15 protein-coding genes are annotated in these 20,026 nt (G+C 42.3%); 1 reads left to right on the forward strand and 14 read right to left on the reverse strand.

Annotation, left to right across the window (positions count from 1 at the left end):
* Positions 1–171: 171 nt before the first annotated feature.
* The 12 genes from ftsX to QM847_RS02845 form a co-directional block, all read right to left on the reverse strand.
* Positions 172–1,098, reverse strand: coding sequence for a permease-like cell division protein FtsX (gene ftsX, locus QM847_RS02790; RefSeq protein WP_414353621.1), 927 nt, complete (start codon positions 1,096–1,098; stop codon positions 172–174).
* A complete protein-coding gene (ftsE, locus tag QM847_RS02795; protein ID WP_414353623.1) occupies positions 1,091–1,783 on the reverse strand; it encodes a cell division ATP-binding protein FtsE in 693 nt (230 codons plus the stop codon). The genes ftsX and ftsE overlap by 8 nt, the downstream gene beginning before the upstream one ends.
* Before the next feature lie 15 nt (positions 1,784–1,798).
* A protein-coding gene (gene prfB / locus QM847_RS02800; protein WP_142324070.1) for a peptide chain release factor 2 occupies positions 1,799–2,894 on the reverse strand; the annotation gives its coding sequence in 2 pieces (ribosomal slippage) (positions 1,799–2,821 and positions 2,823–2,894; 1,095 coding nt in all).
* 177 nt (positions 2,895–3,071) lie between these two features.
* On the reverse strand, positions 3,072–4,331 hold the full coding sequence (locus QM847_RS02805; protein WP_414353625.1) for a TRZ/ATZ family protein: 1,260 nt from the start codon (positions 4,329–4,331) through the stop codon (positions 3,072–3,074).
* A gap of 121 nt (positions 4,332–4,452) precedes the next feature.
* A complete protein-coding gene (locus tag QM847_RS02810) occupies positions 4,453–6,201 on the reverse strand; it encodes an ABC transporter ATP-binding protein (protein ID WP_414353627.1) in 1,749 nt (582 codons plus the stop codon).
* 1 nt (position 6,202) lies between these two features.
* Complete coding sequence (locus QM847_RS02815; RefSeq protein WP_414353629.1) at positions 6,203–7,927, reverse strand: ABC transporter ATP-binding protein; 1,725 nt, start codon at positions 7,925–7,927, stop codon at positions 6,203–6,205.
* A gap of 48 nt (positions 7,928–7,975) precedes the next feature.
* Entirely contained in the window at positions 7,976–8,914 is a 939-nt protein-coding gene (gene msrB / locus QM847_RS02820) for a peptide-methionine (R)-S-oxide reductase MsrB (RefSeq protein ID WP_414353631.1), read from the reverse strand.
* Positions 8,915–9,038: 124 nt separating this feature from the next.
* The gene (thrB, locus tag QM847_RS02825) at positions 9,039–9,908 is read right to left on the reverse strand and encodes a homoserine kinase (protein WP_414353633.1); all 870 of its coding nucleotides are present in this window, start codon (positions 9,906–9,908) and stop codon (positions 9,039–9,041) included.
* Position 9,909: 1 nt separating this feature from the next.
* The gene (locus QM847_RS02830) at positions 9,910–11,196 is read right to left on the reverse strand and encodes a homoserine dehydrogenase (protein WP_414353635.1); all 1,287 of its coding nucleotides are present in this window, start codon (positions 11,194–11,196) and stop codon (positions 9,910–9,912) included.
* Positions 11,197–11,336: 140 nt separating this feature from the next.
* Entirely contained in the window at positions 11,337–12,059 is a 723-nt protein-coding gene (gene yaaA, locus QM847_RS02835) for a peroxide stress protein YaaA (RefSeq protein ID WP_414353637.1), read from the reverse strand.
* A 45-nt stretch (positions 12,060–12,104) separates the two neighbouring features.
* A complete protein-coding gene (locus QM847_RS02840) occupies positions 12,105–12,515 on the reverse strand; it encodes a peptide deformylase (RefSeq protein WP_414353768.1) in 411 nt (136 codons plus the stop codon).
* Positions 12,516–12,625: 110 nt separating this feature from the next.
* Entirely contained in the window at positions 12,626–15,310 is a 2,685-nt protein-coding gene (locus QM847_RS02845; RefSeq protein ID WP_414353639.1) for a cation-translocating P-type ATPase, read from the reverse strand.
* Positions 15,311–15,581: 271 nt separating this feature from the next.
* On the opposite strand from QM847_RS02845, the gene QM847_RS02850 reads away from it, so the two are divergent.
* Positions 15,582–16,772: a cation diffusion facilitator family transporter gene (locus QM847_RS02850; protein WP_414353641.1), complete on the forward strand. Its 1,191-nt coding sequence runs from the start codon at positions 15,582–15,584 to the stop codon at positions 16,770–16,772.
* 40 nt (positions 16,773–16,812) lie between these two features.
* Here QM847_RS02850 and scrK read toward each other — a convergent pair whose 3' ends face one another.
* Complete coding sequence (gene scrK / locus QM847_RS02855) at positions 16,813–17,700, reverse strand: fructokinase ScrK (RefSeq protein WP_414353643.1); 888 nt, start codon at positions 17,698–17,700, stop codon at positions 16,813–16,815.
* Positions 17,701–17,960: 260 nt separating this feature from the next.
* Positions 17,961–19,856 carry a sucrose-specific PTS transporter subunit IIBC gene (locus tag QM847_RS02860; RefSeq protein WP_414353645.1) on the reverse strand — a complete coding sequence of 632 codons (1,896 nt, stop codon included), beginning with the start codon at positions 19,854–19,856 and terminating at the stop codon, positions 17,961–17,963.
* Between the last annotated feature and the right edge of the window lie 170 nt (positions 19,857–20,026).

Consider the following 20,026-nt stretch of genomic DNA (forward strand, 5'->3'; position numbering starts at 1 on the left):
TTATCCTCATTTTTCTTGATTTAGCCTAAAAGGTACTTTCCTATCATACACTGTTTCCCAAAAATTGGCAAGCGACTAACTATAGAGATAAAAAGAAAAAGCAGGGCAATCAGACTAAGCTAAGCCTCGAGTGCATCCCACTTTTTGGTATTTTTTAAAATTAAATTTGCCTTAGATTTTCAAGAATCGGCGCATTGAAATCCCTGATCCAAGTGATCCGATACAAATACCGATAACAAACAAAAGACCGATCATAACTGGATTAAAGATGTCAGGTGTAATCAATGATAGGTTTTGACCAACCAATGACGGGTTAACTGATTGGAAGACTTTATTATAGATAAAGTAAACCAAAACTGATGGAAGAGCTGCTCCCAACAATCCGATAAAGGCACCTTCCAGCAAGAATGGGCCACGAATGTAGCTGTTTTTAGCACCAACCAAACGCATGATCTGAATTTCACGACTACGTGAAATGATAGTGATACGGATGGTATTTGAAATCAAGAAGACAGCGATAAAGATCAAGAGTCCTGCAATAACCAAGCCCCATACACGGATAAATGAAGCCAACTTGAAGAGACGTTCTGTATTGGCACCACCGTCTTGGACCTCAGAGACACCTTCGATCTTTTTAGCTTCTTCAGCTACTTTCTTAACATCACTTGGTGAATTGGTATCTACGATATAGGCATCGTGAAGGGGATTGGCATCTCCTTCAAAGACTTTCCACTCTTCACCCATGGTTTCAGTCAACTTGTCATACTGTTCTTCCTTACTTGAGAAAGTGACATTCTTAACTGCTGACATAGACTTGAGGGAGTTATAGACCTTGTGGTAGTTATTATTGGTAACTGTTTGGCCTTCTTTTACAATAGTTTCGCTATTATCCTCAACATCCTTACGGATATACACCATTACACGGACGTTGTTTTCAATATCAGTTGCTAATTTTGCAGTGTTAAAGATAACTGAAGCAAAGATTGCAACCAAGGTCAAGGTGATCATTACTGAACTAATGGCAGCAATGGTCATCCACCCATTACGCTTTAAACTCTTTAAAGACTCAAATAGGTGACGGAAAAATCTACTAATCATCGTATCCGTACTCTCCTTTCGCTTCATCACGTACCACGCGACCATTTTCGATGGCAATAACGCGGTGGCGCAAGGTATTTACGATTTGGCTGTTGTGGGTCGCCATCAATACTGTTGTCCCTTGAAGGTTGATTCGTTCCAAGAGGTTCATGATTTCCCACGAGTTATCTGGATCCAAGTTCCCTGTTGGTTCGTCGGCGATCAAGACCTTAGGATTGTTTACGATAGCACGGGCAATGGCGATACGCTGTTGCTCACCACCTGATAATTCATTAGGGAAGGAACGCACCTTGTGCTTCAATCCAACTAGATCCAAGACTTCCATAACACGTTTTTTGATATTACGACGTCTTTCACCAACTACCTCCATTGCGTAGGCAATGTTCTCATAAACAGTTTTCTTTGGTAACAGTTTGTAGTCCTGAAAGACCACTCCTACGCTTCTACGTAGCATTGGAACATCTTTCTTTTTAATTTTAACAAGGTTATAGCCAGCAACTTGCAAGCTCCCTTTGTCGACTTTTACCTCTCGATACAAGGCACGGATAAAGGTTGATTTTCCGGCACCTGAAGGTCCTACGATGTAGGCAAATTCTCCTGCATCGATACTTACAGTGACGCCACGTAGGGCAGTTGTCCCGTTGTCGTATTTTTTGACAACATCTCTCATTTCAATGATTGACATGTGACTTCCTTTCTATTAACTAATACGCCATTTTAGATAGGCATCGATGAAACCGTCTAGGTCTCCATCCATTACCTTATCTACTTGCGCAACTTCGAAGCTAGTACGATGGTCTTTGACCATAGTATAAGGGGTAAATACATAGGAGCGGATTTGGCTTCCCCATGTAATTTCTTTTTTCTCTCCCTTAAGTGAGTCTACCTCAGCAGCTTTCTTTTCTTGCTCCATTTGGTAGAGTTTAGCTTGAAGCATCTTCATAGCACGGTCTCGGTTTCCGTACTGAGTACGGTCAACAGTCGATGCTACGACAATTCCTGTCGGAATATGAGTCAAACGAACACCGGTCGAAACCTTGTTGACGTTCTGTCCACCTGCTCCACCTGAGCGGAAAGTATCCATCTTGATATCATCTTCTCGGATATCTACTTCGATGGTATCATCCAATTCTGGCATAACTTCTACAGAAGTAAAAGAGGTGTGGCGACGTTTGGCTGAGTCAAATGGTGAGATACGCACCAAACGGTGAACTCCCATCTCTGACTTGAGGAGGCCATAAGCATTTGGCCCTTCGAATGATAGGGTCACTGACTTGATTCCCGCTTCATCACCTGCTTGGTAATCCAAAATCTCAACCTTGAATCCCTTGGCATTTCCATAGCGAGTATACATCCGAAGGAGCATATCGCCCCAATCCTGAGCCTCTGTTCCTCCAGATCCTGGGTGTATCTCAAGGATAGCATTGTTATGGTCATAAGGCTCAGACAAAAGAAGGGTCATCTCGTAGCTGGTCATCATTTGGTCCAAAGTCCCCAGCTGCTCGATTAACTCTTCACGGACAGATTCATCCTCTGCCAAAAAGTCTAGTAAGATTTCAACTTCATCCTGCAATTCTTCCATCTTGTGGAAAGTATTATAGGTGTTTTTTAGTTCGTTTAATTCTTGCGACGTTTTTTGGGCCGCGATATTATCGTTCCAAAAATCAGGCTCAGTCATTTTGTTTTCCAAAATGGCAATATCTTCTTCTAACCTTTCGAGGTCAAAGAGACCCCCTAAAAGAAGCTAATTTTTCACGATTGGCGTCAATTTTCTGACGAATTTCTGAAATGTCCATAAATACTCCTTTTTGTATCTTTTTATTATACCATAAGTTCTCTTATTTATCTAATCTGCTTTTTGAAAATTTCTAAATACAAGTTTTGAATGCCTAGTAAAAGTCTTGATATTACTAGTAAAATAAGAAAATCTCATAAGATTTTTCTCATGAGATTTAGAGATTTTATACTACTTTTTACAAGTTAACAGTTAGTACATGTCCGTCTTTCACAACTTGTTCTCCACCAATATAGACATCTGAAACATCACTAGATTTGACAGAATAAACTAGGTGAGATAGCATATTTTCTTCTGGTTGGAGATGGATTTTTCCTTGGGGTTGAATGACGAGAAAATCAGCCTGCTTGCTGATTTCTAAACTACCAATCTCGTCTTCCATTCCTAGTACCTTAGCACCCTCGATTGTCAAGGCCTTGAGGGCAGTTTCGATTGGAAATTGACTGGCATCACCACTCTTCATCTTCTGTAAGAGTGCTGCAGTCCGCCCTTCCTCAAACATATCCAGATTATTGTTAGAAGCAACTGAGTCCGTCGCAATACCAACTGCTACTCCAGCCTGTTGAAGTTGGACGACTGGTGCAATGCCTGAGGCTAGCTTGAGGTTGCTGATAGGATTGTGGGCGATAGCAACTTGCGAATCTGCCAAGCGGGTAATTTCTCCTTCATTTAACTCCACACCATGGGCAAAGACAGCTTTATGATCTAAATATCCAAGCTCATCTAGAAAGGCTAATGGGCGTTTGCCATAGCGTTTCAGGATAATGCCTGACTCTTCCTGGGTTTCTGCCACGTGGATATGAAGGGGGATATTTTTTTCCTTTGCTAGGTCAAGAGTCGCTTCAAGCAATTCTCGACTACAACTGTAGGGCGAATGAGGGGCCACCATCACCTTGAAATTTGGATCCTGGTAGCTTTTGATTGTCTCGATGATAGCTCGAGTTCTGACTATGGTCTCATCTGTCTTCTCCAGTTCTGAAGAAAAGAGGGTTGGAGAAAAATAGCAACGCATCTTGGATGCCTTGACTACCTCATAAATCTTAGCTATATCCACTCCATTAGGATTATACATGTCATTGAAGGTTGTCGTTCCTGATAAGAGCATTTCAGTCAGAGCCTCTTTGACGGCCTTTGTGGTCATCTCTGGCGTGAACTCTGCCTCAGCTGGCCAGATATAGTCATTGAGCCATTCATGAAGATTACTATCGTCACGAATGCCTCTCAAACCTGTCATAGCAGAGTGGGTATGGCAGTTAACCAAGCCAGGCATAATCCAAGCACCCTGATAATCTATGATGTGTTCTGCTTGCTCGAGAATCTCTTGATTTTCCTGACCGACATAGACGACTTCAGATTCTTTGACAGCTAAAATCCCATCCAGATAGACGTGGAAATCTTGGTCACAAGTCACGATATTTACATGCTGATAGACTTTCATGGTGCTTCTCCTTCTCTAAGTTACAATTGAAATATCACAATTTTTCTAGCTATTGTAACAAAAAAGTCACCCTAAGGCAACTTTTGGTTTATAAAAACGAGTCATTTTAAAGCTAGTGCTATCAATCTAAATCAAAAGCTGCTGCTTGCTGCATTTGATAATACTTGCCTTTTCTCCTCATGAGTTCTTGATGGTTACCATACTCTACAATGTCACCATCTACCAAGACAAGAATCAAATCAGCATCCTGAATGGTCGATAAACGGTGGGCGATGATAAAGCTTGTCCGCCCCTTCATGAGTTTGGCAAAGGCATCTTGAACCAGCACCTCCGTCCGAGTATCGATAGAGGAAGTTGCCTCGTCTAAGATGAGAATCTTAGGAATGGATAGAAAGACACGTGCGATGGTCAAGAGCTGAGCCTGACCGACTGACAGTGATTCACCTGCATTTTCAAGCTTGGTATCATAGCCCTTGGGCAATTGTTGGATAAAGAAGTCTGCGTTAGCTGCCTTGGCTGCTGCAATGACCTGCTCTCGGCTAGCATCAGGATTGCCAAAAGCAATATTGTCATGAATGGTTCCTTGCTTGAGCCAAGTTTCTTGGAGCACCATCCCAAACTGCTGTCGAAGAGATGCTCTAGTATAGTCATAAATGGAATGACCATCTAGCAAAATATCTCCTGAATTAATAGGATAAAAACGCATGAGAAGATTGATAAGGGTTGACTTCCCAGCACCTGTTGGTCCAACGATAGCAACCTTACTACCAGCTGGAATATCAATAGACAGATCCTTAATCAGTATCTTTTCAGGATTGTAACCAAAAGAAACATGTTTAAAGTAAATAGCTCCCTTGACTTGGTCACTGTTCAATTCTTCCAGACCTGTTTCTGTAACCTCAGGACTTTCTAGAACATCATAAACACGTTCTGCACAAGCCAAGGCACTTTGCAATTCGGCTAAGACTGATGAAATATCGTTAAAGGGTTTGGTGTACTGCTGCACATAGTTCAAAAAAGTCACTAAACGCCCAATTGTCAAAGTGGAACCCGCCATGATACGTAAAGCCCCTACTCCAGCAAGAAGAGCATAAATGAGGGCATTGACGAAACGAGTCGAAGGATTGACTGTTGATGAATAAAAGATGGCCGACTGAGAATAACCTGCGTAGTTGTCATTTGCCTCATGAAGTCTCTCGATAAATTCTTCCTGGGCATTAAAAGACTGGATAATGTTTTGCTGGGTGAGCGATTCCTCGATTAGCTGGGTTTGAATCCCCCTAGTCTCTGTCTGCTTTTGAAAGAGATGGTAGGATCTCTTAGCGATAAAGCGAGAAATGACCATAGACAGAGGGGTTAAGAGTAGAACCAACAGCGTCATCAAGAGATGAATTTGAAGCATGGCAAGGATGCTGACCAAGATCATCAATACTCCGATAAAAAATTGGTTGAAAATCATGTTCAAGCCCGCTGCTAACTGTTCAATATCTGTCGTCACTCGGCTGACCATTTCCCCACTACCTTGTCTATCTACAAGGGCAATCGGAAGACGATGGAGTTTTTCAATGATTTTCTCCCGTAAATCTTTGGTATATGAGAAAATCAGTCGATTATAGAGGAGAGGATTGGCCCATTGTACCAGCGTATTTCCTATGACCACCAAAATCATCTGGAGGAAAATCTGCCAAAATAGCTGGGATGATCCATCGACTAAGACTTGGTCGATCACCTGTCCAATCAAGATTGGTAGATAAATAGAAAGGGCTACCTGGACAATGGTTCCCAAGAAAGCTAGGAAAAGAAGGATGGGATGACTTGTTAAATCTTTTGCCAAACGTTTGAGAGTTTGACTTGCATGTTTGCCTTTCATTCTAGTCCTCCTTTCCATGTTGGGATGCATTGATTTCACGATAGACTTGACTAGTCTTCATCAATTCCTCATGATTTCCAAGCGCTAATTGTTGACCTTTCTCCAAGAGAAGAATTTGATCAGCAATTTTCAAAGCCGAAGTCCGTTGGGAAATCAAAATCAAACTGGTATTTGGCAAGTTTTCTTGGATCGCTTTGAGAAGATTGGACTCTGTAATGGTATCAAGGGCTGAAGTCGCATCATCTAGGATGAGAAAAGGGGCTTGACGTAAAACTGCTCGGGCAAGCGACAAGCGTTGCTTTTGTCCACCTGAGAAATTACGGCCACCCGCTTGGACCTCTGAGTCCAGCTGACCTTCCTTTTCACTAATAAAGTCCTTGGCCTGGGCAATCTCTAAAGCCTGCCAGAGTTCATGGTCAGAAACTGCCTCATCCATACCCAGAGTCAAGTTAGAACGAATGGTTCCTTTAAAAAGTTCAACCTTTTGAGGGACATAGGCCATCCACGATCGCCATTCAGAAAGATCGCGAGGACTACGTCCATCTCGATAAAGGGAAATGCTTCCCTTATCTGCCGGATAGAGCCCAAGTAGGACTTGTACCAAGGTTGACTTACCAGAACCAGTTCCCCCAATGATTCCAAGAATTTGCCCTTCTTTCATTCCAAAAGAAATATCTCTCAGAGAAGGTTGGGCAGCATCTGGGTAGGCAAAGGTTAAATGTTCAACTCGTAAGGACTGGTTCAATGAGGCTTCCCTTTGCGCAATTTCTGCCAGTATATCTTCGGGTTTTTCAGCGAAGACTTCCTCAATCCGCTTGGCAGAAATATAGGACTGGTTGAGTGAATTAATCAGCATGGCTAGTTTGATCAACTCTACCAAGATTTGCAGGAGATAGTTGATTAAGGCAATCAAAGCACCCTGACTGAGGAGTCCACCTTGGATAGAAAGATAACCATTCCAGATAATCACCATTAAGGTCCCATTGACAATCAAATAGGTCAAGGGGGTCAAGAGGCTAGACCAATAGCCTGTTTTCATTTGGATACCCGTATAGATTTGGTTGAGTACTTGGAAATGTTCGATTTCTCGTTTTTCTTGCCCAAAGGCACGAATCACGCGCATCCCTTGTAATTGTTGGCGTGTTTCCTGAACCAGCTGGTCAGTTTTCTTTCTCAAACTGCTGTATAGAGGATTGACCAAGCGTGATACCACGACAATGATAAATGTCAAAATGGCAACCATGACCAAAAACCATAGAGTCAATTCAGGCGAGAGTCGATAAGCCATAAAAATGGCACCGAAAACAATAATAGGCGCCCTTAAAAAGAGGCGTAAAAATTGATTAATTCCTGTTTGAATCTGATAGGTATCTGAAGTCAAACGCGTCACCAAACTCGAAGTTGTCAAACGGTCTCTACTATCCTTGGGCAGTGAGAGAATATGACGATAGAGGTCGTTGGTCAACTCCTTGGTAAATCCGACTGCTGCCTTGGCTGAGTAAAACTGAGCAACTAAAGCTACCAGGACACCGATGACCGCAAAAACAAAGAGGAGACCCATTTGCATCCAAAGATGTCCTTGATCTTTTTGAGGGATAGATTGGTCAACAATCCCCGCTATCACCATGGGAACCAAGAGTTCAAAGACAGCCTCTAACAACTTAAACAAGGGCGCTAGGAAAGACTCCTTTAGGTAGGGTTTAAAGTAAGAAAGTAATTGTTTCATGTGTCTCTTCTATTTCCAAAATGAAGAAGGTGGAAACCCACCATCTTTTTACTTGTTCAAATATGGAAGTAAGTAGCCATAGCCAGCCTCTTCCATTTCATCCTTAGCGATAAAACGTAAGGATGCAGAATTGATACAGTAACGGAGACCACCTAGTTCACGAGGACCATCGGTAAAGACGTGTCCCAAATGAGCATTCCCTGAACGTGAACGGACTTCGATTCGCTCCATACCATGACTCAAGTCCTGGTAGTAATGAATGAGTTCCTTGGAAATAGGACGGCTAAAGCTTGGCCAACCACAACCTGAGGCAAACTTATCCTTGGCAAAGAAGAGGGGCTCGCCAGTCGTGATATCGACATAAATTCCTTCCTCAAAAGTTTGGTCATAAGCATTGCTAAAAGGAGCTTCCGTCGCAGCCTCTTGGGTAACTCTATAGGACTCTTCAGACAGTTGTTCTCGTAAAACCGCCTGACTAGGTTTTTCATAGTTGGCAGCATCTATCAGTGGTTTCTCAGCATCCCTCACATCGATATGGCAATAGCCACCAGGATTTTTCTTGAGGTAGTCTTGGTGATAGTCCTCAGCCAGGATATAGTGACGAAGCTTCTCCACTTCTACTGCTATCTTGCGTCCAAGCATGCGCTCCTGCTCTTGAACAAGAGAATAGATGGTTGGCAAATCCTCTTCATCTAGGTAATAAATCCCTGTGCGGTACTGACGACCACGATCGTTTCCTTGTTGGTTGACAGATAAAGGATCAATGACTCGGAAATAATAGAGCAAGATTTCACGAAGCGATACCACCTTTTCATCGTAGACGACTTGCACAGTCTCTGCGTGATCTGTTTCTTTGATCAGTTGATAATTAGTGGTTTCAACTTGACCATTAGCATAACCAACACTGGTTTGCACCACTCCAGAAATGCGGGAAAAGTATTCCTCTAAGCCCCAAAAGCAACCACCTGCTAGATATATTTCTGCCATTTCAAATCCTCCTTGACCTTCTATCGGTCGACAAAACTGGGAATCATTTCATATCCCATCTTTCATTTTCAAAAAAAGGACAGGAAGCCCTCTAATAGAGAGTTTCCCCATCCTGTTGCTATATTTATTTTGCTTCGACGCGAACGCCTTCTGTGTCTACTTGCAAATCATGAAGCTTGCCTTTGAACGGTTGCTTTTCAAGCTCTGCCTTAATCTTTGTCATCTTTTCAGGATCAGCCAAGACCATAACAGTTGGACCAGCACCAGACAAGTAGGTCGCATAAGCACCATTTTTCTTGGCAACTTTCTTGATAGTTGCAAATTCTCGCACCAATTCTTGACGGTAACGCTCGTGGAAAAGATCACTCTCAATAGCTTGACCAGCTTTGATCATATCTCCAGTCAGCAAGGCTGCAATCGCCACATTTGCGATAGAACTTGCCGCAACAGCTTCCTTGTACGATAATTTTCTAGGCAAGACACCACGACTATCGCGAGTACGCAATTCATAGTTTGGAATATAGGCTAAGAAAGCACACTCTGGGAAGGGCGCCACAACAGCTGAAACCTGGTCTTCAACTGAGCTTGCAATAACCAGATTACCATAGATAGCAGGTGCAACATTATCAGGGTGCCCCTCAATCTTAGTCGCTAATTGCAATTTGTCGTGATCGCTTAGTTTGAGATTTCCTAGTTGATTTGCCAGTTCAATCCCCGCAACGATGACAGAGCTCGATGAACCTAGTCCACGCGCAAGCGGAATATCACTGACCATCTTCAGACGTCTTGGTTGTAGGTCAGGAACAATTTGTAGAGCAATCTTCAGCAAAAGATTACGTTCATCACGCGGAATCCATTTGCCCAATTGGTGCTCAATCATCCATTCTTCACGTTCCTCACAAACCTGAATTTCTAGATACTTGGTTACAGCTACACCAACTGAGTCAAAACCAGGACCCACATTGGCACTTGTAGCGGGTACAATAATCTTCATCTTAGTCTCCTAAAACCTTGAAGGTGTTGAGAAGTTCAAATTCAGCTACACCCTTCAAAGCTGCTGTAATATTTTCAAGTTGCGCCTTGTTGATTTTATGAGTGATGATGACAACACGGGCCTTACCTTCTTGCTTGCCATCTTGAAGGATTTGCTTGAAGGAGATATCTTCCGCATTAAAGAGCTCAGCCAATTTCAAGACTTGACCTTTTGAATCTGGAGCCAAGATTGAGAAATAGTAGTTAGCTTTGACATCCTCTGGCTTAGCCAAAACTACTGGACGGCTATATTCATTAAAGGCTTTTCCAATTGTTCCATCATTCAAACGACGAACGATACGGGCAATATCAGCAACAACACTTGTTGCAGTTGGTTTTTGACCAGCACCTGGTCCATAGTACATAGACTCGCCGATACCGATAGACTCCACAAAGACAGCATTCATAACACCATTAACACTTGCAAGTGGGTGTTCTTTAGGAAGGAAGGTTGGTGTAACCTCAGCAGCGATTCCAGATGCTGTTTCTTCGATAGAACCAACTAGTTTTACAACATAACCAAGTTCTTGAGCTACTGCCACATCTTCTGGAGTGATGTTGCGAATCCCTTGGTGGCCAACATCTTCAAACTTGACATTCATCCCAAAAGCAAACTGGCTAAGGATGACCATCTTGTAGGCAGCATCAATACCATCTACATCATTGGTTGGGTCGCTTTCAGCGAAGCCAAGTCGTTGTGCTTCTGTCAAAGCATCCTCGTAAGACCAACCTTCGGTTACCATTTTAGTCATCATGAAGTTAGATGTTCCGTTGACAACACCAAGAACACGAGTGATTTTATCTGATGCTAGTGAGTTAACCAAGGTACGAAGGATTGGAATTCCTCCTGCAACAGCAGCTTCGTAGTATAGAGCAACATTGTGAGCTTTGGCTACCTCAAGCAATTCTGCACCATGGACTGCCAAAAGATCCTTGTTAGCTGTCACGACGTGTTTCCCTGCTTCTAAAGCACGAGTGATAAAAGTTTTAGCAGGTTCGATACGCCCCATCAACTCAACAACGATCGTGATGTCTTTGTCTGACAAGATTTCATCGATATTTGTTACAAAATTAAAATCATTTCCTGCTTCAAGCAAGCGGGCTTTCTCTTGATCGTCTTTGACCAAAACTTTAGCTACTTCAATTTCTGACTGGGCTGCTTGAACAATTTTTTCTCTATTTTCCTTTAGCAAGAATGGCACACCACTGGCTACTGTACCAAATCCAAGTAAAGCAATCTTAACTGACATGTTTGTCTCCTCGAAATTTTCTAATAGTCCTATTATACCAAAATTGTGTGAAAATTCCTACCATTCTAAATAAAAAATAGTAAGGTCAAATCACAAAAAGCTTGCCCCTATAAAGATAGGGAACAAGCTCTATTTTTAATCTATTTTACAAAGACTAATTCCTTGTTAGTAGATAAATCTTCTCGATAGTTGAAACCTGCAAAGCTGAGCTCTTTAATCTCTTCTACAGAAGTTATCTGACCTTCCATCAAGGCTGTTAAGAAGGCTCCTCTGGCTTTTTTTGAAATGGTTGAGTGGATTTTTAATTTACCATCTCGCTCTTCCATGAACTTGAAGATCACCATCTTTTCACGAACCTCTTTAGGGAAGACAGTTTCAAATTCAGAAGACAAGAGTGAAAAGATTAGTTCTTCACCCTTCATCGACTCTTCATAGGCTGCTTGCCAGTGACTTTTCAGGCTTTTTCCAGCGACTTTGAGCTTCATCAAAAAATCCAGTCTGTGGGGAGCAATGGGTGCAAAGGCCGGGATCACACCATAGAGAGCTGACGTTATCATGAGGTATTTCTCGAGATAGGTTTGCTCCTCCTTGGTGAGATTGTCCCGTTTGATATTGCGATACATGAGTCCATCAAAGAGGTGCAAGGCTGGATAGTTTATCGCAATTCCATTTTCTAAGGCATGAATATGGTCGTACTCCTCTTGCGCTTTTTCGGCAGATATTTTGTAAAAGTCCTCCAGTTTTTGGGCAGAGTATGTCGTCAATTCATCCAGTACTGCCTGACTTTCAGGACGCAATGGTTTAGCCTCTAAACTAGGGATTTCGGTGTTCATTTCTTTTGCAGTTGGGATTAGAATTTTCATAGTGTTAGTGTAGCATATTTTTTTAGGACTACCAAGGATTTGAGCCTAAATAATACGACCTTCCAAATGATCCAATTCATGCTGACAAATCTGCGCTGAAAAACCCGTCAGGGTAATGGTCTGCTCTTGCCAATGAATATCTCTGTAACTTACTGTAATTTTTTCATATCTGGTTGTTGGTCTCACTCCTGTCAAAGACAAACATCCTTCCTCTGTCTCATAAGGACCTTCAGAGGATTGAAGAACGGGATTAAACATGACCATGGGAATCATGCCAAAGTTAAAGATAATGACTCGCTTTTGGACTCCAATCATATTGGCTGCTAGTCCGACACAGATTTCACGGTTAGCTTGTAGGGTGTCCTGCAAATCCTTTGCTAGGGGTAAATCTTCCTGACTAGCAGGCTGGGATACCTGCGACAAAAACAAGATATCTTTTACAATTTTCTTTTCCAAGATTCTTTCCTCCATACGATATCATTCCCCTTGATTATAGCATAAAATCTTTGTCAGTTTATATTTACATAAAGACAAAAAGCCATCCGAAGATGACTTTTCATAATTGTTTAAATAGCGTTTTTATCTTTTCCAAGTGCTCGTTGAACTGCTTTAACAATCTCAACAAGGACTACAATCATAAGCGCTCCTACAGCGACCACCATCCATTGAGTCAAACTCAAGTGTGACACGTGGAAGAGATTATTAAATCCAGGAACTAAAATCGTCACCACAAAGAGGACAAAGGCAACTGGGATAGACCAGTTAAAGGTCTTGTTGGTAAAGAGTCCCACTTTAAAGATTGATTGGTAAACCGACTTAACGTTAAAGGCATGGAGCAATTGGATCAAACCGAGAGTTGCAAAAGCCATGGTAAGGGCATCCGCATGGATTTCAGTATGACTTTGGTGCTCTGGGAAGAGAAGAGCCCAACCATAAACACCCAGAACCAGCATGGTTTGGAAGATCCCTTGATAAATGATTGCTCCGAAGACACCACCATCAAAGAAGTTAGACTTACGACCACGAGGTTTGTGGGTCATGACACCTGGTTCAGCAGGTTCCACACCAAGGGCGATGGCTGGTAGCGTATCTGTTACCAGGTTAATCCAGAGAAGATGCACTGGTTGAAGCACATCCCAACCTAACAATGTTGCAAAGAAGATGATGAAAACTTCAGCCATATTAGCAGACAAGAGGTATTGGATGGATTTTTGGATATTTGAGAAGATCTTACGTCCTTCTTCTACCGCTACGATAATGGTTGCAAAGTTATCATCAGCAAGGACCATATCTGAAGCTCCTTTAGAAACCTCTGTACCTGTAATCCCCATACCGATACCGATGTCAGCTGTCTTAAGTGAAGGCGCATCGTTAACCCCATCACCCGTCATAGCGACAACCTTACCTTCATTTTGCCAAGCTTTAACGATACGAACCTTGTGTTCAGGAGATACACGCGCGTAAACAGAGTATTGCTTGAAGACTTTTTGGAATTCTTCATCAGTGAGTTCATTCAACTCAGCACCAGTGAAAACATGGTCTTCTGTATCATTTGGATCGATGATACCGAGACGTTTAGCGATAGCTTCCGCTGTATCTTGGTGGTCACCAGTGATCATAATCGGACGGATACCTGCTTCTTTAGCGACACGTACAGCTTCTGCAGCTTCTGGACGCTCAGGGTCAATCATGCCGACCAAACCAGAGAAAATGAGGTCAGATTCAACAATTTCAGATTCCAAGGTTGGAATTTCATGACTTGTCTTGTAAGCCATCATCAAGACACGAAGGGCTTGTTTAGCCAAGTCTTTGTTGGTTGCAAGGATGGCATTTTTATCCTCTTCTGTGATTGGACGAACTTCCCCATTGACTTCGATACGAGTCACACGCTTGAGCAATTGGTCAGGTGCACCCTTCACAGCGATAAAGTAAGAACCGTCAGATTCCTTATGAATGGTAGACATGAGTTTACGGTCTGAGTCAAAAGGCAATTCAGCCACACGTGGCTCATCCTTCAAGACTTCACGGACATCAAAGTTGTGGTCCAAACCAAACTGTACAAGAGCAGTTTCAGTAGGGTCACCGATCAATTTGCCAGATGGGTCCACCTTGGTATCGTTGGCAAAGTTCATGACACGGAGGGTATTGTTGCTAGCCGCAATTTCAGATGCCGAGCTTTGCAATTGACCGTTGGTATAAACCTTTTCAACCGTCATTTGGTTCATCGTCAAAGTACCTGTTTTATCAGATGCAATGATTTCTGTTGAACCAAGCGTTTCAACCGCTGGTAATTTACGGACAATCGAATTACGTTTTGCAAGGGTTGTAGTTCCCAAAGATAGAACGATGGTTACAATGGCAGGAAGCCCTTCTGGAATAGCAGCAACCGCAAGGGCAACCGCCACCATCAAGCCTTCTAATGGATGTTCACCACGAACAAAGACACCAACCAAGAAGGTAATAACTGCAATCACAATGATTAAGTAAGTCAAGGCCTTAGATAATTGTTCCAAGCTTTGCTTCAATGGTGTTTCTGTCTCATCGGCATTGGCCAACATGTCCGCAATCTTACCAACTTCAGTATACATACCAGTGTTAGTCACGACACCAATACCACGACCGTAAGTTACGTTTGAGTTTTGGTAACCCATATTAACTCGGTCCCCAATACCAGCATCTGCTTCTACCATTTGAGTAATATCCTTTTCAACCGGTACAGACTCACCAGTAAGAGCAGCTTCTTCGATTTTAAGAGACGCCGCTTCAAACAAACGCATATCTGCAGGCACGACATCTCCCGCTTCAAGCAAGACGATATCTCCAGGTACCAATTCTTTTGAGTCAATCTCAATCACATGACCATCACGACGAACACGAGCCATCGGGCTAGACATATTTTTCAGAGCTTCAATGGCTGCTTCTGCTTGCCCTTCTTGGTAAACCCCAAAGGCAGCATTCAAGACAACAACGGCCAAGATGATAATGGCATCCGTTAGACCGTCCATTCCTTCTGTAATCACAGAAAGTGCCGCTGCCGCAAGCAAGATGATAATCATCAAATCCTTAAATTGATCAAGGAATTTAGCTAGTAGGCTACGTTTCTCTCCCTCTTCCAACTCATTACGACCATAAGTCGCTAAGCGTTCTTGAGCTTGAGCCGTTGACAAACCTTCGACAGATGTGTCCAAATTTTTTAGGACCTCCTCAGAAGATTGTGTGTAAAACAAGTCTTTATTTTGTTCTTTTGACAAAACAGTCTCCTCCTTTTTGGCCTCTTTTTACAAAAAAAGAGACCTGTTTTTTAAAAAAAACAAGTATCGCTGTTTAATATAGTGCCGGAAATAATTCGTAATGACGACACTATCGCGGTTAACCGCCAGCTACTCCCTTGAGTAGTTCTATTATATCAGAATTTCAAAAGTTTTCAAGTTTTGAGGTGTATTTAACTTACTTCCCACATTTGAATTTTCCTTGGAAAACCAGTATAATGAAAGAATACTAAAATGCTAGAAGGGGAGTTAGATGAATCAATCGGTTTCAAACTTAAAATTGGCTGAGCGTGGTGCCATTATCAGCATCTTGACCTATCTATTCTTGTCTGCAGCTAAGCTAGCAACCGGACACTTGCTCCATTCATCCAGTTTGGTAGCTGATGGTTTTAACAACGTTTCAGATATCGTTGGAAACGTGGCCCTCCTCATCGGGATTCGTTTGGCTCGCCAACCGGCAGATAGAGATCATCGCTTCGGTCACTGGAAAATAGAGGATTTGGCAAGTCTCATCACTTCCATCATCATGTTTTACGTTGGCTTTGATGTTCTACGTGACACCATTCAAAAGATACTCAGCCGAGAGCAAACGGTCATTGACCCACTTGGGGCGACTCTAGGAGTCATCTCTGCTATCATCATGTTTGCCGTTTATCTCTACAATACCCATCTGAGTAAGCAGTCTAAGTCCAAGGCCCTCAAGGCTGCAGCTAAGGACAATCTGTCAGATGCCGTGACATCTCTTGGAACTTCTATTGCTATCCTGGCTAGTAGCTTCAACTATCCAATAGTGGATAAGTTGGTTGCGATTATCATTACCTTCTTTATTCTTAAAACTGCTTATGATATCTTTATCGAGTCATCCTTCAGCCTTTCTGATGGTTTTGATGAACACTTGCTAGAAGATTACCAAAAGGCTATCATGGAAATTCCTAAGATTAGCAAGGTCAAATCTCAAAGGGGTCGTACCTACGGAAGCAATATTTATCTGGACATCACTCTCGAGATGAACCCAGACCTCTCTGTTTTCGAGAGCCACGAAATTGCGGACCAGGTCGAATCCATGTTATCAGAACGATTTGGTGTCTTTGATACAGACATTCATATCGAACCAGCACCAATCCCTGAAGATGAAATTCTTGATAATGTCTATAAAAAATTGCTCATGAGAGAGCAACTAATTGACCAAGGAAATCAACTGGAAGAGTTACTGGCTGAAGACTTCATTTATATCCGCCAAGACGGACAAGAACTAGACAAGGGAGCCTACAAGGCTGAAAAAGAATTGACCTCTGCTATCAAGGAGCTTCATTTAACTTCTATCAGCCAAAAGACTAAACTCATCCGCTACCAAGTCGGCGATACCATTCATACCAGTATCTGGCGCCGTCACGAAACTTGGCAAAATATTTTCCATCAGGAAGCCAAAATAGAAAAAGATTAAAGAAAGAGGCCGGGATATATCCCGACCTCCTTTTTTATTCTTATTTAGCAACGCTCTTAGCAAGAACGAAGTTTCCGAGTGTAGCTGAACCATTGCCAGCAACTGCTGGAGTTACGATATAGTCACGTACATCTGGAACTGGTAGGTAGCCATTGAGTAGGGCTGTGAATTTCTCACGTACGCGGTCAAGCATGTGTTGTTGAGCCATTACACCTCCTCCAAAGACGATAACGTCTGGACGGAAGGTTACAGTTGCGTTCACTGCTGCTTGAGCGATATAGTAGGCTTGAACATCCCAGACAGAGTTGTTGAGTTCAATGTTTTCCCCACGAACACCTGTACGAGCTTCCAAACTTGGACCAGCTGCATAACCTTCCAAACATCCATTATGGAAAGGACAAACACCTTTAAATTCTTTTTCAATATCCATTGGGTGTCTAGCCACATAATAATGACCCATTTCAGGGTGACCAACACCGCCGATAAACTCACCACGTTGGATAACACCTGCTCCGATACCTGTACCGATTGTGTAATAAACCAAGTTTTCGATTCGTCCACCTGCGTTATTACGCGCTACCACTTCACCGTAGGCAGAACTATTAACGTCTGTTGTGAAATACATAGGCACGTTTAGAGCGCGACGGAGGGCACCAAGTAAGTCTACATTTGCCCAGTTAGGTTTTGGAGTTGTTGTGATAAATCCGTAAGTTTTTGAATTTTTATCGATATCAATAGGACCAAATGAACCAATGGCAAGGCCTGCAAGGTTCTCAAATTTTGAAAAGAACTCAATAGTTTTATCGATTGTCTCGATAGGAGTTGTTGTTGGAAATTGTACTTTTTCTACAACGTTAAAATTTTCATCACCGACAGCACAGACAAATTTTGTACCGCCCGCTTCCAAGCTTCCGTATAGTTTTGCCATGATAAACCTCTAGTTTTTATTTTCTCTATTATAGCATATTTCCAGAAGGAAAGTTGCTCAATATTTTAGTTTTTCCTCTGTAAATTTTACGATTCAATCAAAAAACGAACAAATATCATGTTTGTTCGTTTTTTGATCTATTAAATCGAAAGTAGTGTACTCAATGAAAATCAAAGAACAAACTAGGAATCGAGCTGCAGGCAGTACTTGAGTACGGCAAAGCGAGTATGACGCAGTTTGAATTTGATTTTTGAAGAGTATTAAGCTTTAACTTCGATGATTGCATCTCCCTTAGCAACTGATCCAGAAGCAACTGGATTTACTGAAGCAAAGTCCGCAGTGTTTGTCACGATAACCATTGTTGTGTTATCAAGACCTGCAGCAGCAATCTTAGCTGAGTCAAACGTTCCAAGAACATCTCCAGCTTTAACCTTGTCACCTTGGGCAACTTTATGGTTGAATCCTTCACCGTTCATTGAAACAGTGTCGATACCAACGTGGATCAAGATTTCAGCTCCGTTAGCTGTTCTTAGGCCATAAGCATGTCCTGTTGGGAAGACAATTGTCACTTCAGCATCAGCTGGTGCGTAAACAACATCTTCACTAGGTTTTACAGCGATACCTTGTCCCATAGCTCCACTTGAGAAGACTGGATCATTCACATTTGAAAGAGCAACGACATCACCAACGATTGGTGTTTGGATAACACCTTCGCTTGGTGAAACCACAGTACCAGTTACTGCTTCTTCTGTTAAACGGTCAGTTTCAGCTTCAGAAATTACTCCTGAAACTTCTTCCACTTCATCTTCATAACCAAACATGTAAGTAAGAGCGAAACCAAGTGCAAATGATACAGCTACCATAAGAAGGTATTGTAGAAGTTGTCCGTTACCAATGTAAAGCATTGTACCAGGGATGATTGTGATACCATTACCAGTACCAGCAAGTCCAAGGATAGATGCCAATCCACCACCGATTGCACCAGCAATCAATGAAAGGAAGAATGGTTTACGGAAACGCAAGTTAACCCCGAAGATAGCAGGCTCAGTAATACCTAGGAAAGCAGAAAGAGCAGCTGGGAAAGCAAGTGTTTTAAGTTTAGGATTTTTAGTTTTCACACCAACGGCTACTGTTGCAGCACCTTGAGCAGTCATTGCAGCTGTGATGATAGCGTTGAATGGGTTAGCATGGTCAGCAGCAAGCAATTGAACTTCAAGCAAGTTGAAGATGTGGTGAACACCTGATACGACGATTAATTGGTGAACTCCACCAATCAAGAAACCACCAAGTCCGAATGGCAAGTTAAGAATTGCTTTAGTTCCAATGAGAATGTAGTTTTCAACAACGTGGAAGACTGGTCCGATAACAAACAATCCAAGAATTGACATTACAAGGAGTGTTACGAACGGTGTTACCAAGAGGTCAAGTACATCTGGAACAACCTTACGAACAGCTTTTTCAAACTTAGCTCCGACAACCCCGATGATGAAGGCTGGAAGAACTGAACCTTGCAAACCTACAACTGGGATAAATCCGAAGAACTGCATTGCAGTTACTTCACCACCAGACGCAACAGCCCAGGCATTTGGAAGTGAACCAGAAACGAGCATCATACCAAGAACGATCCCAACAGCTGGGTTACCACCGAATACACGGAAAGTTGACCAAACAACCAAACCTGGCAAGATAATGAAGGCGGTATCTGTAAGGATTTCTGTGTAAGTCTTAACATCATCTGGAAGAGTCATTCCAAGTGCGTTCAAGAGACCACGAACACCCATGAAGAGACCAGTTGCTACGATAACTGGAATGATTGGAACGAAGACGTCACCGAAAGTACGGATGGCACGTTGGAACCAATTTCCTTGTTTAGCAGCTTCTGCTTTCATATCTTCTTTAGAAGATGTTGGCAAACCAAGAGCTACGACTTCATCGTACATCTTGTTTACTGTACCCGTACCAAAGATGATTTGGTATTGACCTGAGTTAAAGAAAGCACCTTGAACTTTTTCCAAGCTCTCGATAGCATCCTTGTTGATCTTTGCTTCATCTTTAACCATAACGCGAAGACGAGTCGCACAGTGCGCAACACTGTTAACATTCTCACGTCCGCCCAAGGCTTCGATGACTTTTTTTGCAATTTCTGTATTCGTCATTTGCAAAAATCTCCTTATAAAAAAATTGTAAAATGTTTGAAAGCGATTTATTCGCCCTACGAGTATTATTCTATCACGTTTCAAAAATATGTCAAGCGTTTTGCAGAAAAAATTCTTTGTTTTTTGTTTTTTGACTGTTTTTGATATTTTTGAATAGTGTTTCTTCGACA

Origin of the sequence: Streptococcus timonensis (assembly GCF_047463455.1) — a bacterium.
Classification (GTDB): domain Bacteria; phylum Bacillota; class Bacilli; order Lactobacillales; family Streptococcaceae; genus Streptococcus; species Streptococcus timonensis_B.